This window comes from Roseibaca calidilacus (assembly GCF_001517585.1).
GTDB classification, from domain to species: Bacteria; Pseudomonadota; Alphaproteobacteria; order Rhodobacterales; family Rhodobacteraceae; genus Roseinatronobacter; species Roseinatronobacter calidilacus.
On sequence record NZ_FBYC01000004.1, the window covers coordinates 846,500 to 865,133 of the forward strand.

Below are 18,634 nucleotides of genomic sequence, written 5' to 3' on the forward strand. Positions count from 1 at the left end.
GCCCGCGCCTGACCTGACTGTCGCCGCCATGCACCCCCACGCATGCGCGGCGATTTTTTAGGCGCGCCATTTGCCAAAGCCCTTGGGCGCGGTTATCTGGGGCCAAACAGGAAAGGGCTGGCTATGGACAAGGTTCTGAACATCGTGGGCGGCGGTATGGCGGGGGCAGAGGCCGCGTGGCAGGCCGCCAAAATGGGGGTTGATGTGGTCATCCACGAAATGCGCCCCAATGTCGGCACCTTCGCGCATCAGACCCAGCACTTGGCGGAAATGGTCTGCTCCAATTCCTTCCGCTCGGATGATGATGAAAACAACGCTGTGGGCCTGTTGCATTGGGAAATGCGCGCGGCGGGCGGGATTATCATGGAAATGGCCGATGCCCATGCACTGCCCGCCGGTGGCGCGCTGGCCGTGGATCGCGACGCGTTTGCTCAGGCCGTGACGGCACGGCTACTGGCGCACCCGCGCATTTCCGTGCAACGCGGCGAGGTGACGGCGCTGCCCGAGCAGGGGCAGTGGGTTTTCGCCACCGGGCCGCTGACATCCGGCACATTGGGGCAGGCGATTGCGGCGGAAACCGGCGCCGAAGCATTGGCGTTTTTCGACGCCATCGCGCCCATTGTCTATTTCGACAGTATCGACATGTCGCAAGCTTGGTTCCAGTCGCGCTATGACAAGGGCGAAACCGAAGAAGAGCGCACGGCCTATCTAAATTGCCCAATGGATCGCGCGCAATATGACGCGTTTATCGACGCGCTGTTGGCCGCAGAGAAGACAGAGTTCCACGAAGGAGAAACGGCGGGCTATTTCGATGGCTGCCTGCCGATTGAAGTGATGGCCGAACGTGGCCGCGAAACCCTGCGCCATGGCCCGATGAAGCCCGTGGGCCTGACCAACCCGCATGCGCCCGATGTCAAACCCCATGCTGTGGTGCAACTGCGCCGCGACAACGCGCTTGGCACGCTGTTCAACATTGTGGGGTTCCAAACCAAGATGAAGTATGGCGCGCAAACCACTGTTTTCAAAATGATACCGGGGTTAGAGAATGCCTCTTTCGCGCGGCTTGGCGGCATTCATCGCAACACGTTCCTGAATTCGCCGACCTTGCTGGATGACCAGTTGCGCCTGCGCAAACGCCCCAATCTGCGCTTTGCCGGGCAGATCACGGGGGTCGAGGGCTATGTCGAATCCGCTGCCATGGGGTTGCTGGCAGGCCGGATGGCGGCGGCGGAAATACTGGGGGCGCATGTGCCCGCACCGCCGGGCGACACGGCCATGGGCGCATTGGTGCATCACATCACCGGTGGCGCAGAGGCCAAGACCTTTCAGCCGATGAACGTCAATTTCGGGCTGTTCCCGCCGATTGACGCGCGCGGCGGGCGGCGCGGGCGGCGCGAACGCTACAAGGCCTATACCGACCGTGCCAAGGCTGCGTTCCGCGGTTGGCTGGCTGCCCAAGCGCACCCCGATGCCGCCTGAGGGCGCTGTCACACGCTTTGCCCCGTCACCCACGGGGCCGCTGCATCTGGGCCATGCCTATGCGGCCTTTATCGCGGCGGACCGCGCCGGACCGCAGGGGCGGTTCTTGCTGCGCATTGAAGATATTGACCGCGAACGCTGCCGCGAAAGCTATATTCGCGCCATCATGGATGACCTGACATGGTTGGGCCTGACATGGCATGGGCCGGTTTGGCGGCAATCCGACCATCTGGGCAGCCACCGCGCGGCCCTGAAACAGCTTATGGCACAGGGGCTGATTTACCCGTGCAAATGCTCGCGCGGCGATATTCGCGCGGCGCTCTCGGCCCCGCAAGAAGGCGCGCCGGTGATCGGCCCGGACGGGTTCGTCTATCCGGGGGCGTGCCGAGGGCGCAGCATGGCAGAGGCACATGCGCAAGATGCGTTGCGCCTTGACATGCGGCGTGCGCTGTCCCGGGTTGGGCGGTTGTCCTTTGTCGAAAACGGGCCATTGCGCGCAGGTCTGCACGTGCTCGACCCCGATTGGATGATTGCCCAGATTGGCGATGTGGTCCTGTCGCGCCGCGATATGGGGACCAGCTATCACCTGTCGGTGGTGCTGGACGACGCGGCGCAAGGCATCACAGAGGTCACGCGCGGCGTTGACCTGTTCGAGGCAACGGCGATTCACGTTCTGCTTCAGGCGTTACTTAAGCTTCCGCCCGTAACCTACTGGCATCACGACCTTATCCGTGATGAGGGTGGCAAACGTCTGGCCAAGCGTGATGATGCGCGCGCGCTCTCAACCCTGCGCGCCGAAGGGGCCACGCCCGCGGATATTCGCGTCAGCTTGGGTCTGCCATCGGCGCCATGATCTCGACCTCTGCGCCGTCGCGCAGCGCGGTGTAGAAACAGGACCGCCGGTTCGTGTGGCAGGCCGGCCCGGTCTGGCGCACCAGCACGAGCAGGCAGTCGCGGTCGCAATCCACGCGCATCTCGACCAGGTCCTGCACATGGCCCGAGCTTTCGCCCTTGACCCAAAAGGCCTGCCGCGAGCGCGACCAATAGGTCACGCGCCCGCTTTGCAATGTGCGGCTGACAGCTTCGGCGGTCATCCAAGCCATCATCAGCACCTCGCCGCTATCGGCATCTTGTGCGATGGCCGGAATTAGCCCCTTTTGATCATATGTCAGGGTTTGCGGATCGAATTTCATGGGCTATGTCCTTTTCCGAAAGCAATACCGTGCCCAGACGCCAAGGAAAAGCCATGAGCGATAATGCCCAGATGATGAAGCTCTATTCCGCCCGCATTCTGGCACTGGCGGCGGATATTCCGCATCTTGGGCGGCTTGACGCGCCGCAAACCAGCGTGAAGCGGCGCTCGCCGCTCTGTGGTTCGACCGTGACGGTCGATCTGGATATGCAAGAAGGCCGTGTCACCCGTTTCGCGCAAGATGTGAAAGCCTGCGCCTTGGGGCAAGCGGCGGCGGCACTCTTGGGTCAAGTCGTTATCGGGCGCAGTGCCACAGAGCTTGCGCAGGCCCGCACCCAGTTGCACGCCATGCTGACAGCGGACGGCCCGATCCCCGATGCCCCCTTTGATGGCTACGAAGTGCTTCTGCCCGCGCGGGAGTATCGCAATCGGCACGCCTCTATCCTTTTGGCGCTCGACGCCGCGCTCGAAGCTGCCGAAAGCCTCACGTCTGAAACCACATCCTGATTTCATCCTTGCATAAATATCCTGGGGTGAATGGGGCCAAAGGCCCCAGAGGGGCAACGCCCCTTACGTCACAACATCGGGCGCGTCGCGACCCAGCCGGATTTTGATACCGGCCAGAGCCTCTGCGGCTAGCACCAGATCGCCGAGCGCTGTTTGCGGGTCCATATCGAAATCGGTGCTCTCGAAGCTTTCCATGTAAACGCGCAAGGTCGCGCCCTCGGTGCCGGTGCCGGACAGGCGCAGCACCAACCGCGCGCCGCCTTCGAACATGATCTGGATGCCCTGCGCCGCGGTGACCGACCCATCCACCGGGTCGGTATAGGAAAAATCCTCGGCCTGCGTAACCGTCAGCGGACCGGCGGGCAGGCCCGCCAGCTTGTCCAGACGCCCGCGCAGATCGGCGATCAGGGCTTCGGCGGCGGCTTTGTCCACGCCTTCATAATCGTGGCGCGAATAGTAGTTGCGTCCGAATTCGGCCCAATGCGCATTCATCACATCGGCCACCGACTGGCGTTTTACGGCCAGAATGTTCAGCCACATCAGTACCGCCCATAGCCCGTCTTTTTCGCGCACATGGTCAGACCCGGTGCCCGCCGATTCCTCGCCGCAAAGCGTGGCGCGGCCTGCATCCAAGAGGTTGCCAAAGAACTTCCAGCCCGTGGGCGTCGCAAAGCAGGGCAGGCCGCGCGCCTTGGCCACGCGGTCAAGCGCGGCGCTTGTCGGCATTGATCGCGCAACGCCTGCCAGCCCTTGGGCATAGCCCGGCGCCAGATGCGCATTGGCCGCGATCACCGCCAGCGAATCCGACGGCGTTACATAGCAGCCGCGCCCCACGATCATGTTCCGGTCGCCATCACCGTCAGAGGCTGCGCCGAAATCGGGCGCCTGCGCGCCCATCATGATCTCCATCAAGTCATGGGCCCATACCGGGTTCGGGTCGGGGTGGCCACCGCCGAAATCGGGTAGCGGCACGGCGTTCATGACCGATGCCTCTGGCGCGCCCAGCCGGTTGACAAGGATCTCGCGGGCATAGGGGCCAGTGATGGCATGCATCGCGTCAAACCGCAGGGTAAAACCGCTGGCGAACAAGGCCCGGATCGCGGCGAAATCGAACAGTTGCTCCATCAATGCGGCGTAGTCGCTGACCGGATCGACCACCTCGACCGCCATGTCGCCCATTTGCGACAGGCCCAAAACAGCAAGGTCCAGATCGGGCGCGGTCAGGATCTGGTATTCGGCAATCGCCTCGCTGGCCTCGAAAATCGCATTGGTCACGCTTTCCGGGGCAGGACCGCCATTGGCAGTGTTGTATTTTATACCGAAATCGCCGTCATCGCCGCCGGGGTTGTGGCTGGCGGACAAAATGATCCCGCCATCTGCGCCCCGCAGGCGGATCAGGTGTGACGCGGCAGGTGTCGAGAGAAGCCCGTTTTGCCCCACGATCACCTTCGCGGCACCGCTGGCGGCGGCCATTTTCAGAATGATCTGCACCGCTTCGGCGTTAAAGGCGCGCCCATCGCCCCCCAGCACCAGCACTTTGCCCGCAATCCCGCCAATGCCGTTCCAGATGCTTTGGACAAAGTTTTCCAGATAGGCCCTTTGGCGGAAAATGGCGGTTTTCTTGCGTAGGCCCGATGTGCCGGGTTTCTGGCCCGCGATCGGGGCGGTGGCAATGGTCTGGATCATGCTGGCCTCGGTGTTTTCTGGGGTTGTGACATCATTCCGTATTGAGGCTTTGTGTCAAATTATTGAAGTCATTGCGGTGTATTCAGGCGCGGGACGTATCCATAAAGGTGAGCTATGCGGATTTTGGTATTCAACGCGGGCAGTTCCTCGCTGAAATTTGGGGTGTTCGACCTGTCTGGTGCGGCGCTTGGGCAGGTGCAGGAATGTCTGCGCGGCACGCTGGACCGGTTTTCGCCCGAAGGCTGCGAGCTGAAATTGTCGGGGCAGACAGAGGGCCGCGCCGCCCCGCGCGATCTGGCAGAGGCCGCCGCCCATGTGCCCGACCTGTTGGCCAAGGCGGGGCTGGACAGGTTCGACGCCATTGCCCACCGCATTGCCCATGGCGGCGAGCGGTTCGACCGCGCCACCCGGTTGGACGGATCGACGCTGGACCAGATACGCGCGCTGACACCGCTTGCCCCCTTGCACAACCCCGCCAATTTGGCGGCGGTCGAGATGGCGCAGCGCCTGTGGCCCGATCTGCCGCAATGGGGCGTGTTCGACACGGCCTTTCATCTGGCCAACCCGGCGCGCGCAACCACCTATGCCGTGCCTGAAACATGGCGCGCGGCTGGGTTGCGGCGCTACGGGTTTCACGGCACCTCGCATAAATATGTCGCCATGCGCACGGCAGAGGCTTTGCAGACCCCGCTGCGCGAAATACGGCTGGTCAGCTTGCATTTGGGCAATGGTGCCAGCGCCTGCGCCATTGCGGGTGGACAATCTGTTGACAGCTCCATGGGGCTGACGCCGCTGGAAGGGCTGGTCATGGGCACGCGCTCGGGCGATGTGGACCCCGGCCTGTTCGGGTTCCTGCACCGCCAGATGGGGCTGAACGCGGCGGAAGTGGAAGACGCGCTGTACCGCGAGAGCGGGCTGCTGGCGCTGGCCGGTGTGGCCGATATGCGCGAGGTCGAGGCGCGCGCGGCCTCTGGCGACGCGGCGGCGCAACTGGCGATCAATATCTACGCTTACCGCGCGCGCAAGTATGTCGGGGCCTATGCCGCCGCGATGGGCGGGTTGGACGCGCTGGTCTTTACCGGAGGGATTGGCGAGAATTCGGCCTCGATGCGGCGGCGCATTTGCGACGGGCTGGAATTTCTGGGCCTGCGTCTGGACGACGACCGCAACACGACGGTAGATCTGGATAACCGCGCCGCGCCGCAAATTCAGGCCTATGGCGCGCGGGTGAATGTGCTGGTCACGCAAACCGCCGAACAGTTGATGATCGCGCAAGAGGTCGCAGAGGCCATGCGCGCCGCCCAGCCCATGCCCAAGCGTCGTTTGCCTGTGGCCGTTTCTGCGCGCCATGTGCATCTGGACCGCGCGGCGGTGGATGCGCTGTTTGGCGCGGGCTACGACCTGACGCCCGCGCGCCCATTGCGCCAGAAGGGCCATTGGGCAGCAGAGGAGCGCGTGGCGCTGGAAGGGCCGAAAGGGCGGCTGGAACATGTGGCGATCCTTGGCCCCTTGCGCCCCCACACGCAGGTGGAAGTGTCGCGCACCGACAGTTTCGCGCTGGGGCTGGATGCGCCGGTGCGGCAATCGGGCGATATTGACGGCACGCCGCGCATTCGCCTGCATGGGCCAGCGGGGGCCTATGACACGACCGGCCTGATGGTGGCTGCGCGGCATATTCATATGTCTGCCGATGATGCCCGCGCATGGGCGCTGGCAGATGGCGATATGGTCGATGTAAGCCTTGACCAAACCGCGCGCGGCTTGACCTTTACGCATGTGCTGGTGCGGGTGTCGGACAAGGCCTTGACCGAGATGCATATCGACACGGACGAAGCCAATGCCGCCGGGATCGTGGGTGCGGTGGATGGCGAGATCATGGGCGATGTCGCCATCACGGCACGACATGCCTAAAAGGTGGCGGTGTCCATCCAGATCGTGACCGGCCCGTCATTGACCAGATGCACCGCCATTTCGGCCCCGAATTGCCCGGTCTCTACGGCCACGCCCAAGCCGCGCAGGCTTTGGGCGAAATGCAGATATAGGTTTTCGCCCTCGGCCGGCGGGGCGGCGGTGGAAAACCCGGGGCGGTTGCCGCTGCGCGTATCGGCGGCCAGTGTGAACTGGCTGACCACCAGCGCGCTGCCGCCGGTATCTTTCAGCGCAAGGTTCATCTTGCCCGCAGCGTCGCGGAAAATGCGCAGTTTGTGGATTTTGGCCGCCAGCTTTTCTGCCTCTGCCACGGTATCGCCCTGCATGGCGCAGACCAGAATAAGCAGGCCCGGCCCGGTCTGGCCGATGGTTGCGCCCGCTACCTCGACACGGGCTTGGGCCACGCGTTGCAGCAAGGCGCGCATTTACAACTCATCCCGGCGCGGCGGATTGGCCCCGGCGCGGCTGACGGTGACGGCGGCGGCCTTGGCACCCAAGGACAGCGCGGCCTTCAAGGCCTCATCGCTCAAACCCGCCACGGCATCGCCGCGCAGATACCCGGCATCGTCCAGCGCCGCCAAAAAGCCCGCGTTGAACGTGTCGCCCGCGCCCACGGTATCGACCACTTTGACCGGCGATGCCGCCGCTTGCGCCATGCCGCCCGCGTGGAAGGCGCGCGCGCCCTTGGCCCCTTCGGTCACGATCACCAGCTTTGGCCCCTTGGCGCGCAAGCCCTGCGCCAGTTCTGCCACATCGCCCGCGCCCATCAGCCAGTGCAGGTCTTCGTCAGAGACTTTCACGATGTCCGCGCGCGCCAGCATCGCGTCCAGCCGCGCGCGACAGGCCGCCTCGTCGCGGATGAAACCGGGGCGGATATTGGGGTCCAGCATTACCACCCGGTCGCCGGCATGGGCGCAGAGCGTGGCAAAGCCCGCGCCGCACGGGTCCCCCACCAGCGAGATGCCGCCAAAGAACAGCGCGCGCACGCTGTCATCCAGCACCGGCAATTCCGCCAAGGTCATGTCACGAAGCGCGGTGCCGGTGTCATAGAACGCGTATTGCGCCTGTCCGCCTGTAAGCGTGACAAAGGCCAAAGTGCAGGGGCGATCCACCGCAGGGCTAAGCGCGTGGGTCACGCCTGCATCGTCTAGCGCCGCGCGCAGGCGCTCCCCGAACAGATCGTCCGACATGGGGCAGAAGAACCCCGCCGCCACGCCCAGCCGCCCCAGCGCGATCGCGGTGTTGAACACAGCCCCACCCGGATAGGGCGCGAAAGCCGCCTCGCCTGAGGCGGTTTCGCGTGGCAGCATGTCGATCAGCGCTTCGCCGCAACACAGGATCATGGCTATTCCCCTTAAAATCCGCCCATTTCCGCGACATAAAAGGCGGTGGCGGCGAAAACCAGCCCCAATGTTACCGCAAACGCGATCTTCCATGCGGAATAGGGCCGCTCGCCCTGCACGCGGCCAGATTGGCCGTTGACGATAAAGCGGTAGCTTTTGCCCTTGTAGCGATAGGCCGCCATCCAGATTGGCAGCAGGATATGTTTGAAGCGTTCTTCATCATAATCGGTCGCCACGCTGCCGATGCGCTGCTCATCCCCGCCAATATCGCGGCGAATATCGGCGCGGATGACATCGGCCATGCGCTCTTTGCCGATCTCGTAGCCGGGGCCAAGATCGACCGTATATCCCTCGGCGCGAAAGCCCGACAGGTAATCGGCGGTATAAGGGGTCAGCTCTGACAGGGTCCAAGGTTCCAGCGCGCGCAGGTTCTTGCGCGGCAAGCTGTCACTGGCCACGACCAGCACATCGGTAAACGCGCGCGCCACGCGGCCAGAGGCCGGGGTCCAGCGGGTGCGCCGCTCGGTGCGCTTGTTCTTGCCGCTTCCTACGGTGACATAATAATGCGTGCCGCGCTGGCCGGTATAGCGGGTTTGGGTGTCCGCATCGAAGGCCCAGTAGGGCAGATACAAGCCATTCAGCTTGCCCGTGTCGCGCGCGTATTTTGCCAGCCCGTTGGGGGCAAACCACAACCCCTTCAGCCAGTCGCGCATCTTGCCTTGCGCCTCGGATTGCCCCAGCTTGAAGGGCAACAGCGCTTGCGGCTTGATATGCCGGTGCGCGCCCGTGTCGGCCACGACAGGGCTGGCGCAGAACGGGCATTCGGCGGAATGGATGTTGGGATCGAACTGCACCTCTGCGCCGCAAGTGTCGCAATGCGAAACGCGGGTTTCTTCCATCGCCTCTGGGGCCAGCCGTTCTTCTAGCGCGGCGTGCAGATCAAGCGTGGCCAGCGCCTTGGCGCGCGCATGGTCTGACACTTCGGGCACGTCTTGGGCATAGCCGCAATAGGCGCAGGTCAAACGCCCCTGACCGGGCGTGAAGCGCAAGGACGCGCCGCACTGCCCGCAGGGAAACCGGTGGTCTGTCGCGCTGTCGGTCATCGGTCCTTGTCTACCCTTGTCGCCCGAACGGGGGCAGGTGGCGCGAAACGCGGCCCAACTTCATCTTGCCAAAAATACTCACGGCACTGTCACAAGCCACCCTTACGCCGGTGGGGGGGGCGGTGGCATGGCGGCGAACAGGCCGCGCAGGGCAGGGACATCGCCCGCCTTGGTCCAGCCGCTTTGCCCTTCGGTCCAAACAAGCGTGTCGCGGGTGATCTGGCTGGCCAACTGGCTTTGCGCGATCGGTCCGCGCGTCTGCCCGTTTTCGGCAATGTGCCACATGGGTTCGGACGGCGGCGGCGGCGGGGCGCTTGCAGCCGGTGCGGCTTGGGCCGGTTGGCCAAAGCCCTGCGCCATGCCCATACCCATCGCCATGCCAAGGCCCGCGCCCAGCCCTTCACCCATGCTGCCATTGCCCGCTTCGGCGGCCTTGGACATGGCTTGCGCGGCGGAAAACTGGCTGTATTTGTTCAGATCACCGACAATCCCCATGCTGGTGCGCTGATCCAGAACCTTTTCAACCTCGGGCGGCAGAGAGATATTCTCGATATACAGCTCCGGCATCTCCAGCCCGTAAGCGTCAATGGTGGGGGCCACGGCCTCTGTCACCATGCGCGACAGATCGGTTGTGTTCGCGGCCATGTCCAGCGCCGGAATGCCGCTGGCGGCCAACACGCGGCTGACCTTCTGCACCACGATATTGCGAATCTGGCCTGCGATTTCATCTTGGGTGAATTCGCCATCGGTGCCGACAATCTCGGTCATAAAGCGCGGCGCATCGGTCACGCGGATGGTGTATGACCCGAAGGCGCGCAGCCGCAGCGGCCCGAATTCCGGGTCGCGCAGCATGACGGGGTTCTGCGTGCCCCATTTCAGGCCCGGAAACCGGCGCGTATTGACGAAATAGATTTCCGATTTGAAGGGCGATGCGAACCCATGGTCCCAATGCTGCAAGCTGGTCAGGATGGGCATGTTGTTGGTTTCTAACATGTACAGCCCCGGCCCGAACACATCGGCCAATTGCCCTTCATGCACGAAGACCGCAATCTGCCCTTCGCGCACGGTCAGCTTCGCACCATATTTGATCTCGTTGCCATACCGCTCGAAGCGATACACCATCGTGTCGCGGCTATCATCGGTCCAATCGATGACATCGATGAATTGACCCTTGAGGAAGCTGAAAACCATATTTGTGCTCCTTGGTCCCGAACGCGGGACAACTATTGCTTAACTCTGCCCATCCATCAACTCTGCCACAATGCGGCGCAGGATCGGCTGGGCGTCATTTCGCCGCTGGCCCGGTTCCAGACGCGGGTCATACAGGATGCGCAGCAATTGCTCGTCCAGCACCGTCATCACAGCGAATTCGGCCGAATCGTTGAACAGCGACGGGCGGGCTTCGGGGCTGTCATTGGCCAAGCCCAAGCCTTGCGCGATTTCTTCGAAATAGCACGCGTCGCGCGACAGGTCCGGCAATTCGGCGCGAATGATCGCCACGGCGTCGGTATAGGTGCTTGTGCCATCTCGAGAGAAGGCCAGCACAAGGCAGGACACGCTTAGCGGCAGGTCTTCCACCAGCGCCTGGCTTGCTGCGTCAATGCCGGGCACAAGGTCACGCAAGCGCGGCGCAATGGCGCGGCGCTCGTCTTCATTCAAGACCAATACGTTGAAATTACACTCTCCGCGGGTCACGGAAACCGGGTGTCGGGCGATTGTTGCCAAGCGTCGCGCGAAATCGGTGACAAGGCTTGTGTCGCGCATGCGCCGTGCTGACGGCATGCTATCGCCAAATTCCAGCGCGATCCGAACCGGATCTTCCCAGCGCCGCAAGGGGGCAGGGGCACTTTGCTGCACGATGCGCCCCCCGACGAACTGGTATTCGTCGCGCAGGGCGACGGCTTCGAAAGCGCGTTCCAGCCGGGTGCGTGTTATCGGCAGATCGCGCGGCGCGCGCTCGGTGCGCAATAACCCTTGCGCAATCCGGCGCTCTTGCAGCTGCGCGAAATACCGCTCGACAGAGGTTTGCGCGGGTTCCGGTTCCGTCACCTCTGGCGCGACCGGGTCTGCTGGTGCGGGCCGAGAGGCGGGTGGCGGCGCCGCCGTGCACCCGACCAGCCCGGCCAAGGCCAGCACTGTCATTGGGATGCCAACCACCCGCATCAGCTTTATCCTTGTGTTGCAGTTGTCCCGGTGTCGGCCCGCGCGGTCGCCGATGACAGCGATTTGCGCAGCTCTTGTTCCATCTTGCCCAGTTCTTCCTCTGCGGCGGCGCGCTTGGCGCGGCCCGCATCGGCAATTTGCAAACTGTCCTCGATGGTTGCGATCAGTGTCTCGTTGGCCTTTTTCACGGCCTCAATGTCGAACACACCGCGCTCGATCTCCTCGCGGACCTCGCGATTGGCTTGGCGCAGGTTCTCGGCATTGGCGTTCAACAGCTCATTCGTCAGGTCATTGGCCGCGCGCACAGATTGCGCCGCCTCGCGCGAGCGTTGGATGGTCAGCGCCTGCGCCAGTTGGGTTTCCCACAGCGGCACGGTGTTCACCAAGGTCGAGTTGATCTTGGTCACAAGCGATTTGTCATTCTCTTGCACCAGCCGGATAGAGGGCAGCGATTGCATCGTCACCTGCCGTGTCAGCTTCAGGTCATGCACCCGGCGTTCCAGATCGTCGCGCGCGGCGCGCAGATCGCGCAATTCCTGCGCTTTCAGGATCTTGTCGGCTTCTGGTGCGGCTTCGACCTCGGCTTCCTTGGCGGGAATATCGGTCGCGTCCAGATCGCGCAGCTTGGCTTCGCCGGCGGCAATATACAGTGCCAGTTCGTGGTAGAAATCCAGCGTCTTCTCATACAGCTTGTCGAGCGATTTGATGTCCTTCAGCAGCGTCGTTTCATGCTGCAACAGGTTGTCGCTGATCCGGTCGATCTGGTCTTGGACATTGCTGTAACGCTCTTGGAACTTCACAATCGGCGCGGCGCGCCCCAGAAGCTTCTCCCACCAGCTACGCTTGCGCCGCGTGTCCAGTTCCGACACAGAGAAGCCGCGCAGCGTTGTGACCATCGCGCGCAACCCGTCGCCTGCGGGGCCAAGGTCTTTGTTCTTCACATCGGCCAGCATGGATTGGCTGATCTGCTGCAATTCCATCTGCGCGCGCGACCCAAAGCCGATGATGCTGGACGTTTCGCCCATGTCGATCTCGCCCATGCGCTTGCGGATATCTTCAGCTTCCGGCGCAGGCGCGTCGTCGATGGTGACAAGCGCGCTTGCAGGCTCTGCCAGCGGCTGCGCGACCAGCGCGTCAATTTCCTTGGTCAGGCTTTCAGCCTTGGCGCGAATCGTGTCGGACATGGGTTCCCTCGTGTTTCGTGTTACTTTTCACTCTTGGCCCGCCGCGACCTTATCCCTCGCGGCGAATTCCTTCGCGCTCCAGCCTTTCGCGGAGCACCTCTATCTCGATATCCAATTCGGTGCGATTGTCTTCCAGAAGCGCGGTGCGCCGCAACGTGAACTGCTTTTCCAGATCGTCGAGCAGCGCTTCATAATCGCTGCGCGCCTGCGCGTCGCGCCCACGGGCATAGAAATCCGCGAATTTCACCGTCGCATCGCGCGCGCCGATCAAGTAGATGCCCAGATACCGCCGCGCCGCGCTCAATTGGCGCGGATCGTCCTGCACGGCGCGAAACAGCGGGCGGATGGTGTCTGAAAAGCGCGCCACACGATCCACCAGCGCGCGGTCGCCCGCGCGGCGGATCGCATCGCCGATTTCTGCCAGCGTCTCTTCGGCCTCTTCCACCGCGCGGGCGGCGCGATCGGTCTGATGGGCGTCGATCCCTTCCATCCCCTTGTCGCGCATCGGGTCGGCCCCGAAGGCCGCAAAATGCAACCCCGCGCCCAAAACGCCGAAAACCAGCGCTTCGGCCATGCTTGCGCCAAGCCCCGCCAGCCCAAGGCCCAGCCCGGTCAAAACCGAGGCGAATATCTTGCGCGGAATCGCGGGGCGGCGGGCAACCTTGCGCGCATCGAACGCGGCTTGTGCAAGCACGCCCTCGCGCGTCAGCCACGCGGCCAGCATCAAGAGGCCAAAGGCCCCAAGGTTCAGCGCCAAGCCAAAGGGATCATGGAAAAACGCGCGAATGGCAAAAGCAAATGGCAGCACGAACAGTAAGTTCACCCGCGCGCCAACCGGGTGCAACCGCGCCATGGCAGGTGTGCTTACCGGGACATCACCCTGCGCTGTGCCCGGGCTGTAGCGTCCACCAAACCGTTGCGCCATGGGTCAGCCTCCGACCAGTGCGACATAAAGCATCAGGGCCACCAACAGCGCATAAGAGGTTTTCTGCAACCCTGTCGTCGTCATGAAACCGGATCCTTGGCAAACAAAAGCACCAAGTTCGATATATGGGAACACCGCACATATTAAAAGACAAAGCCCAGCCCCAAAGTTGAAAAACCGCTGCCCTGTGTTCAGCTTGGGCGGCGCTTTGGGCTGCGCAGGGTTTTGCCGCCCGGCGCATTGGGCCGGGTCGTGCGTTGCGCGGGCCGCTTGGCTGTGGGCCGCGACGGGGGCTGGGTGTCCGGGCCGGGCGCATCTTCGCCCAATTGCTCGCGCAAGACCTTGGGCTTGACCTGCTCGACCGCGCCACGCTTCAATGTGCCCAGTTGGAACGGGCCATAGCTGATGCGGATCAGCCGGTTCACGCTTAGACCCACATGGTCCAACGCGCGCCGTATCTCGCGGTTGCGCCCTTCGCGGATGCCCACGGTCAGCCAAGCATTCGCGCCTTGCTGGCGATCAATGCTCACCTCCATTGGCTGAAACCGCTCGCCCTCCAGCGTGATGCCTTGGCGCAACGGCTCCAGCATGGCCGGGGTGGGCGCGCCATTCACCCGCGCGCGGTAGCGCCGCAGCCAGCCTGTGCTGGGCAATTCCAGCCGGCGTTTCAAGGCGCCATCATTGGTCAGCAGCAACAACCCTTCCGAATTCAGGTCAAGCCGGCCCACTGACAACACGCGCCCCAATTCGGGTGGCAGGGCTTCGAACACGGTTGGGCGGCCTTGCTCGTCGCGCTCGGTCGTCACCAAACCCAAGGGCTTGTGATACAGCCACAGCTTTGTCGGTTCGGCATCGGGCAGGGGCTTGCCATCAACCATAACCCGGTCGCGCGGCCCCACATTCAGCGCCGGGCTGTCTATGACGCGCCCGTTCACCTTCACACGCCCCTCTACAATCAGGATCTCTGCCCCGCGCCGCGACGCCACGCCTGCGCGCGCCAGAACCTTGGCAATCCGTTCGCCTTGCTTCGCGTCATCTGCCATGGCCTGTCCTTCATCCTTGCCCAAATATCCTGGGGTGAATGGTCCCGCAGGGACCAGAGGGGCAACGCCCCTTTTACAACGCCCCTCAGGGGCGCCAGCGCAGGAAATTCGCGATCATCCGCAACCCGGTCGCCTGAGACTTCTCTGGGTGGAACTGCGTCCCGATCACATTGCCCTTCGCCACGATGGCGGTCACATCGCCGCCATAGGCAACATGCGCCAGACGGTCCGCCGGGTTTGCCAAGCGGAACTGGTAGCTATGCACGAAATAGGCGTGATCGCCGCTTGTCACACCGTCCAGAACCGGGTGCGGGTGCTCGACCACAAGGTCATTCCAGCCCATATGCGGCACTTTCAGGCTTGGGTCATCTGGTGCAATCGGCACCACCTCGCCGCCGATCCAGTCCAGCCCGGCGGTATCCGCATATTCGCGGCCCACTGTCGCCAGCATCTGCATGCCCACGCAAATGCCCATGAAGGGCACGGCGCGGGTCTGCACGGCTTCGGTCAATGCGTCAATCATGCCATCGACTGCGCCCAGCGCATGGCGGCAGGCCGGGAACGCCCCGTCACCGGGCAGCACCACGCGGTCGGCGCGCGCCACATCCTCGGGCCGCGAGGTGACAATCACCGCGCCGCCGCCCACTTCGGCGGCCATACGCTCGAACGCCTTTTGCGCGGAATGCAGGTTGCCGCTGTCGTAATCGACCAGAACCGTCAGCATGACCGCCTCACAATGCGCCCTTGGTGGATGGGATCGCATCCGCCTGCCGCGGGTCTGCTTCCACCGCCATGCGCAGCGCGCGGGCCAGCGCCTTGAACGCGGCTTCGGCAATATGGTGGCTGTTAACCCCATGCACCCGGTCCATATGCAGCGTGATGCCGCCATGCGTGCTGATCGCCTGAAAGAACTCGCGCACCAATTCAGTATCGAAGATGCCGATCTTCTGTGTCGGGAAATCGACATTCCACACAAGGAAGGGCCGCCCCGACAGGTCCAGCGCGCAGACAAGTTGCGCGTCATCCATCGCCAAGCGGCATTCGCCGTAGCGCCGAATACCGCGTTTGTCGCCCAAAGCCTGCGCCAGCGCCTGCCCAAGTGCGATGCCCACATCCTCGACCGTGTGGTGATCGTCGATATGCAGATCGCCCGTGGCGCGCACCGTCAGATCAATCATCGAATGCTTCGCCAACTGGTCCAGCATATGGTCGAAGAACCCAACGCCGGTCTGGCAGTCATAGGCTCCGGTTCCGTCCAGCGTGACGGCCACCGAAATCTCGGTCTCAGAGGTTTTGCGGGAAATCTCTGCCTTGCGCATGCTATCACCTGTTTGTCGCTCAGGGCCGGGTATAGGCGCTTGATTGCTGCGGGGGAAGGGGGAGTTGCACTTACACCACAGCACGCAGCGCGATATCAATGCCAACGGTGCTCATCGCGTGTATCCGCGCTAGACATGTATAAGCTTCAAACTTTTGTTCGACCCAAGGTTTCCTTTGATTTTATCGGTATTTGATCGAGGAGCATTCCTATGACCCTGATCCTGATAACCGTGATCGTGTTCTTTGCGATCAAGCCCTTCGTTTGGCAGGCGTTTGCAGTTGTGGTGGCCACGGGCATTCTTCAAGGCTTCGCGATCGTGCGCAACCGCGATCAAGGTGAGCGGCTTGGCATTGATCCGACCAGCATGGATCAGCGCGTGGTGATGTTTATGGGCTTGGTCATCGTCATGATCGCACTTTTGGGCCTGATGCACTGGGCGCGGTATTTGGTCAGACGAGCAAAGGCTTAACGCGCTATGAATTGGTCAATGTCTGTCTTCGGCGCATTTGTTATGGTCGCTTATCTTTTTCCAGATCAGGTCGATAAGCTTTTTATATTGTTGCTTTTTGGAGGCGCCTGCATTGCGCCCTTGCTGCCGTTTTTTCTTGGCGCGGCTGGCGATAACAGCAGTGAACCAAACGAAAAATGGTCGTTCGACTTCACCAGCCCTGCGGCGCTTCTGCAATTTGGCTTCGGCGCTATCATGTTTGTTGGTTATTTCGGCTTTTTCGGCGGGCTGTTCCTTGCGGTTCTGGGATTTGAACCCACGACGAGCAACGGCACGAAACTCTGGCTGATTTCGGGCGGTGTCACGCTGTTCGGTATGGCTGGTGCCGGACTGACAGAGTGGATAAAAACTAGGTTCTGACATCACACCTACCCATTTTGCAATGGCAGAGCGCCTGTGATCGGGTCATTTTCAAGCCGCGATTGCTCGGGATGCTGCTTGCGCGGCACGGGGGAAGGGGGCAATCATGCCCTAAAACAAGGAGCGCCGCATGACCATCCATATCGGGGCCGAACCGGGCCAGATTGCCGAAACCGTGCTGATGCCGGGCGACCCGCTGCGCGCGAAATGGGCGGCGGAGACATTTCTGGACGCGCCCGAATGCGTGAACAAGGTGCGCGGCATGCTGGGCTATACCGGCACATGGCGGGGCCACCGGGTCACGATCCAAGGCTCTGGCATGGGCATGCCGTCCTTGTCGATCTATGCCAATGAACTGATCCGCGATTATGGCGCGAAGCGGCTGATCCGGGTTGGCTCGGCGGGGGCGATGCAACCTGATGTGGCCGTGCGCGACATCGTGCTGGCACAGGGGTGCACAGCGCTCTCGACCCCCTCACGCGGGATATTGCGCGAGGTAAACCTTGCCCCCTTGGCCGATTTTCACCTGCTGACGGCAGCGCACCGTGCTGCGCAAGACAGCGGCGCGCGGGTGCATGTGGGCAATATCTATTCGTCAGACGTGTTTTACGACGAACGCCCCGACCTGAACGAGATCATGCAGCGCCACGGGGTGCTCTGCGTGGAAATGGAAGCGGCAGAGTTGTACACCGTCGCCGCGCGCCATGGTGTGCAGGCGCTGGCGGTGCTGACCATTTCTGACCACCTGCTGACGGGCGATGCGCTGCCAGCGTCCGAGCGGGAGCAGAGCTTTGGCCAGATGATCGAGATTGCGCTGAGGGCTGCATTCGAGGGGTAGGGGGCGCGGGTGGCACATGCGCCACAGGCAGACCGCCTTGCACAGATCGGCGGAATTCCGCTCTGGATCGGGGCGCGGAACTTGCAGTATCAACGGCGCGAGGCAGGCAAAAACAGGCAACCACAACAGGTTGCACCATGAAGTTCATTTCCCGGCGCGGGTTTATCGCCTCTGCCACCTCTGCTCTGGCGCTGGCAGGTTGCCAGACCACCACCCATTCGGGCACCACCACCCGCACCACATCCGATGGCCGCCCCATTGCCACCACGCGGGCCGAACCGCTGAATGCGGTTGCAGCGCGCTACGGGATTGAGCCCGTCGACTATGCCGCGCGACCCGATGGACCGCATGAAATGCAGGCGGCGGGCGTCAGTATGCTGGCCCCTGAACATCATCGGCAGGTCGTGCCGTATACCGGGCCGCACAAGCCCGGCACCATCGTCATCGACAATGGCAAGCGACAATTGTTCCTGATCTTGGAAGGCGGCCACGCGCTGCGCTATGGCATTTCCGTGGGGCGCGAGGGCTTTACCTGGCGCGGCGCCGGCACCATTTATCGCCGCGCGCATTGGCCAACATGGACGCCCACCGCCAACATGATCCGGCGCGACCCGGCCCTGCGCCAATATGCGGGCGGCTACCCGCCGGGGCCGTCGAACCCGCTGGGCGCACGCGCGCTTTACCTAATGACCGGCGGCGCGGATCGGGGCTACCGCATTCACGGCACGCCGGAATGGTGGCTGATCGGTAAATATGTCTCTTCGGGTTGTATTCGCATGATAAATCAGGACGTGGCCGACCTGTATGACCGCGTGCCCACTGGCACCCGCGTAATCACGCTTTAGCCAAGCTCCCGGCTTCGCAAGGCTTTGCTGCGACCGCGCCCAATCGTTCTGCCGTGGGGCGCGGTCGGGGTTGCCACATACGCCGCATGCCAGACTGGGCGCTGGTCTGGTATGCCGCGCCCAAAGCGGGTGGTTGCGCATGTTGCTGCGTGGCGTGACCTGACCTCTGCGCCATGCCGCGCATGGAAATCTGGTCATCGTCATTCAG

General features: G+C 63.0%; 20 protein-coding genes. 8 read left to right on the forward strand and 12 right to left on the reverse strand.

The features are described 5' to 3' along the window. Positions 1–123: 123 nt before the first annotated feature. On the forward strand, positions 124–1,479 hold the full coding sequence (trmFO, locus tag AWT76_RS07685) for a methylenetetrahydrofolate--tRNA-(uracil(54)-C(5))-methyltransferase (FADH(2)-oxidizing) TrmFO (RefSeq protein WP_072247578.1): 1,356 nt from the start codon (positions 124–126) through the stop codon (positions 1,477–1,479). Next, positions 1,469–2,332 (forward strand): tRNA glutamyl-Q(34) synthetase GluQRS, encoded by an 864-nt coding sequence (gluQRS, locus tag AWT76_RS07690; protein WP_072245832.1) that lies wholly within the window; start codon positions 1,469–1,471, stop codon positions 2,330–2,332. Before trmFO ends, gluQRS begins: the two co-directional genes overlap by 11 nt. Here the strand turns inward: gluQRS and hisI are convergent. Further along, a complete protein-coding gene (hisI, locus tag AWT76_RS07695; RefSeq protein ID WP_072245833.1) occupies positions 2,304–2,672 on the reverse strand; it encodes a phosphoribosyl-AMP cyclohydrolase in 369 nt (122 codons plus the stop codon). The two genes, gluQRS and hisI, sit on opposite strands and share 29 nt — an antisense overlap. A 53-nt stretch (positions 2,673–2,725) precedes the next feature. Here hisI and AWT76_RS07700 point away from each other — a divergent pair, with 53 nt between their 5' ends. Beyond that, complete coding sequence (locus AWT76_RS07700) at positions 2,726–3,178, forward strand: iron-sulfur cluster assembly scaffold protein (protein ID WP_072245834.1); 453 nt, start codon at positions 2,726–2,728, stop codon at positions 3,176–3,178. Positions 3,179–3,241: 63 nt separating this feature from the next. Here the strand turns inward: AWT76_RS07700 and AWT76_RS07705 are convergent, their stop codons facing one another. Then, positions 3,242–4,864 (reverse strand): alpha-D-glucose phosphate-specific phosphoglucomutase, encoded by a 1,623-nt coding sequence (locus tag AWT76_RS07705; protein WP_072245835.1) that lies wholly within the window; start codon positions 4,862–4,864, stop codon positions 3,242–3,244. 114 nt (positions 4,865–4,978) lie between these two features. Between AWT76_RS07705 and AWT76_RS07710 the strand changes: the two genes are divergently transcribed. Then, positions 4,979–6,775 (forward strand): acetate/propionate family kinase, encoded by a 1,797-nt coding sequence (locus AWT76_RS07710; protein ID WP_072245836.1) that lies wholly within the window; start codon positions 4,979–4,981, stop codon positions 6,773–6,775. Here the strand turns inward: AWT76_RS07710 and dtd are convergent. The 10 genes from dtd to hisB all read right to left on the reverse strand — a co-directional run bounded on the left by dtd (position 6,772) and on the right by hisB (position 15,873). Continuing rightward, positions 6,772–7,218, reverse strand: coding sequence for a D-aminoacyl-tRNA deacylase (gene dtd, locus AWT76_RS07715; RefSeq protein ID WP_072245837.1), 447 nt, complete (start codon positions 7,216–7,218; stop codon positions 6,772–6,774). The two genes, AWT76_RS07710 and dtd, sit on opposite strands and share 4 nt — an antisense overlap. After that, complete coding sequence (locus tag AWT76_RS07720; protein ID WP_072245838.1) at positions 7,219–8,136, reverse strand: carbohydrate kinase family protein; 918 nt, start codon at positions 8,134–8,136, stop codon at positions 7,219–7,221. 11 nt (positions 8,137–8,147) lie between these two features. Then, positions 8,148–9,239 (reverse strand): TFIIB-type zinc ribbon-containing protein, encoded by a 1,092-nt coding sequence (locus AWT76_RS07725; RefSeq protein ID WP_072245839.1) that lies wholly within the window; start codon positions 9,237–9,239, stop codon positions 8,148–8,150. A gap of 102 nt (positions 9,240–9,341) precedes the next feature. Further along, positions 9,342–10,430: an SPFH domain-containing protein gene (locus tag AWT76_RS07730; RefSeq protein WP_072245840.1), complete on the reverse strand. Its 1,089-nt coding sequence runs from the start codon at positions 10,428–10,430 to the stop codon at positions 9,342–9,344. A 39-nt stretch (positions 10,431–10,469) separates the two neighbouring features. Continuing rightward, entirely contained in the window at positions 10,470–11,402 is a 933-nt protein-coding gene (locus AWT76_RS07735) for a DUF2927 domain-containing protein (RefSeq protein WP_072245841.1), read from the reverse strand. Positions 11,403–11,407: 5 nt separating this feature from the next. Continuing rightward, entirely contained in the window at positions 11,408–12,586 is a 1,179-nt protein-coding gene (locus AWT76_RS07740) for a toxic anion resistance protein (RefSeq protein ID WP_072245842.1), read from the reverse strand. 49 nt (positions 12,587–12,635) lie between these two features. Beyond that, positions 12,636–13,511, reverse strand: coding sequence for a 5-bromo-4-chloroindolyl phosphate hydrolysis family protein (locus AWT76_RS07745; protein ID WP_072245843.1), 876 nt, complete (start codon positions 13,509–13,511; stop codon positions 12,636–12,638). A gap of 191 nt (positions 13,512–13,702) precedes the next feature. After that, positions 13,703–14,554, reverse strand: coding sequence for a pseudouridine synthase (locus AWT76_RS07750; RefSeq protein WP_072245844.1), 852 nt, complete (start codon positions 14,552–14,554; stop codon positions 13,703–13,705). Positions 14,555–14,639: 85 nt separating this feature from the next. Beyond that, on the reverse strand, positions 14,640–15,278 hold the full coding sequence (gene hisH, locus AWT76_RS07755; protein ID WP_072245845.1) for an imidazole glycerol phosphate synthase subunit HisH: 639 nt from the start codon (positions 15,276–15,278) through the stop codon (positions 14,640–14,642). A 7-nt stretch (positions 15,279–15,285) separates the two neighbouring features. Then, positions 15,286–15,873, reverse strand: coding sequence for an imidazoleglycerol-phosphate dehydratase HisB (hisB, locus tag AWT76_RS07760; RefSeq protein WP_072245846.1), 588 nt, complete (start codon positions 15,871–15,873; stop codon positions 15,286–15,288). Positions 15,874–16,083: 210 nt separating this feature from the next. Between hisB and AWT76_RS07765 the strand changes: the two genes are divergently transcribed. The 4 genes from AWT76_RS07765 to AWT76_RS07780 all read left to right on the forward strand — a co-directional run bounded on the left by AWT76_RS07765 (position 16,084) and on the right by AWT76_RS07780 (position 18,426). Continuing rightward, on the forward strand, positions 16,084–16,344 hold the full coding sequence (locus tag AWT76_RS07765; protein ID WP_072245847.1) for a hypothetical protein: 261 nt from the start codon (positions 16,084–16,086) through the stop codon (positions 16,342–16,344). Between the two features lie 18 nt (positions 16,345–16,362). Further along, positions 16,363–16,743 carry a hypothetical protein gene (locus AWT76_RS07770; RefSeq protein ID WP_141655910.1) on the forward strand — a complete coding sequence of 127 codons (381 nt, stop codon included), beginning with the start codon at positions 16,363–16,365 and terminating at the stop codon, positions 16,741–16,743. A gap of 130 nt (positions 16,744–16,873) precedes the next feature. Next, positions 16,874–17,581, forward strand: coding sequence for a purine-nucleoside phosphorylase (gene deoD, locus AWT76_RS07775; RefSeq protein ID WP_072245849.1), 708 nt, complete (start codon positions 16,874–16,876; stop codon positions 17,579–17,581). A gap of 137 nt (positions 17,582–17,718) precedes the next feature. Then, entirely contained in the window at positions 17,719–18,426 is a 708-nt protein-coding gene (locus AWT76_RS07780; RefSeq protein WP_072245850.1) for a L,D-transpeptidase, read from the forward strand. Positions 18,427–18,634 lie beyond the last annotated feature (208 nt).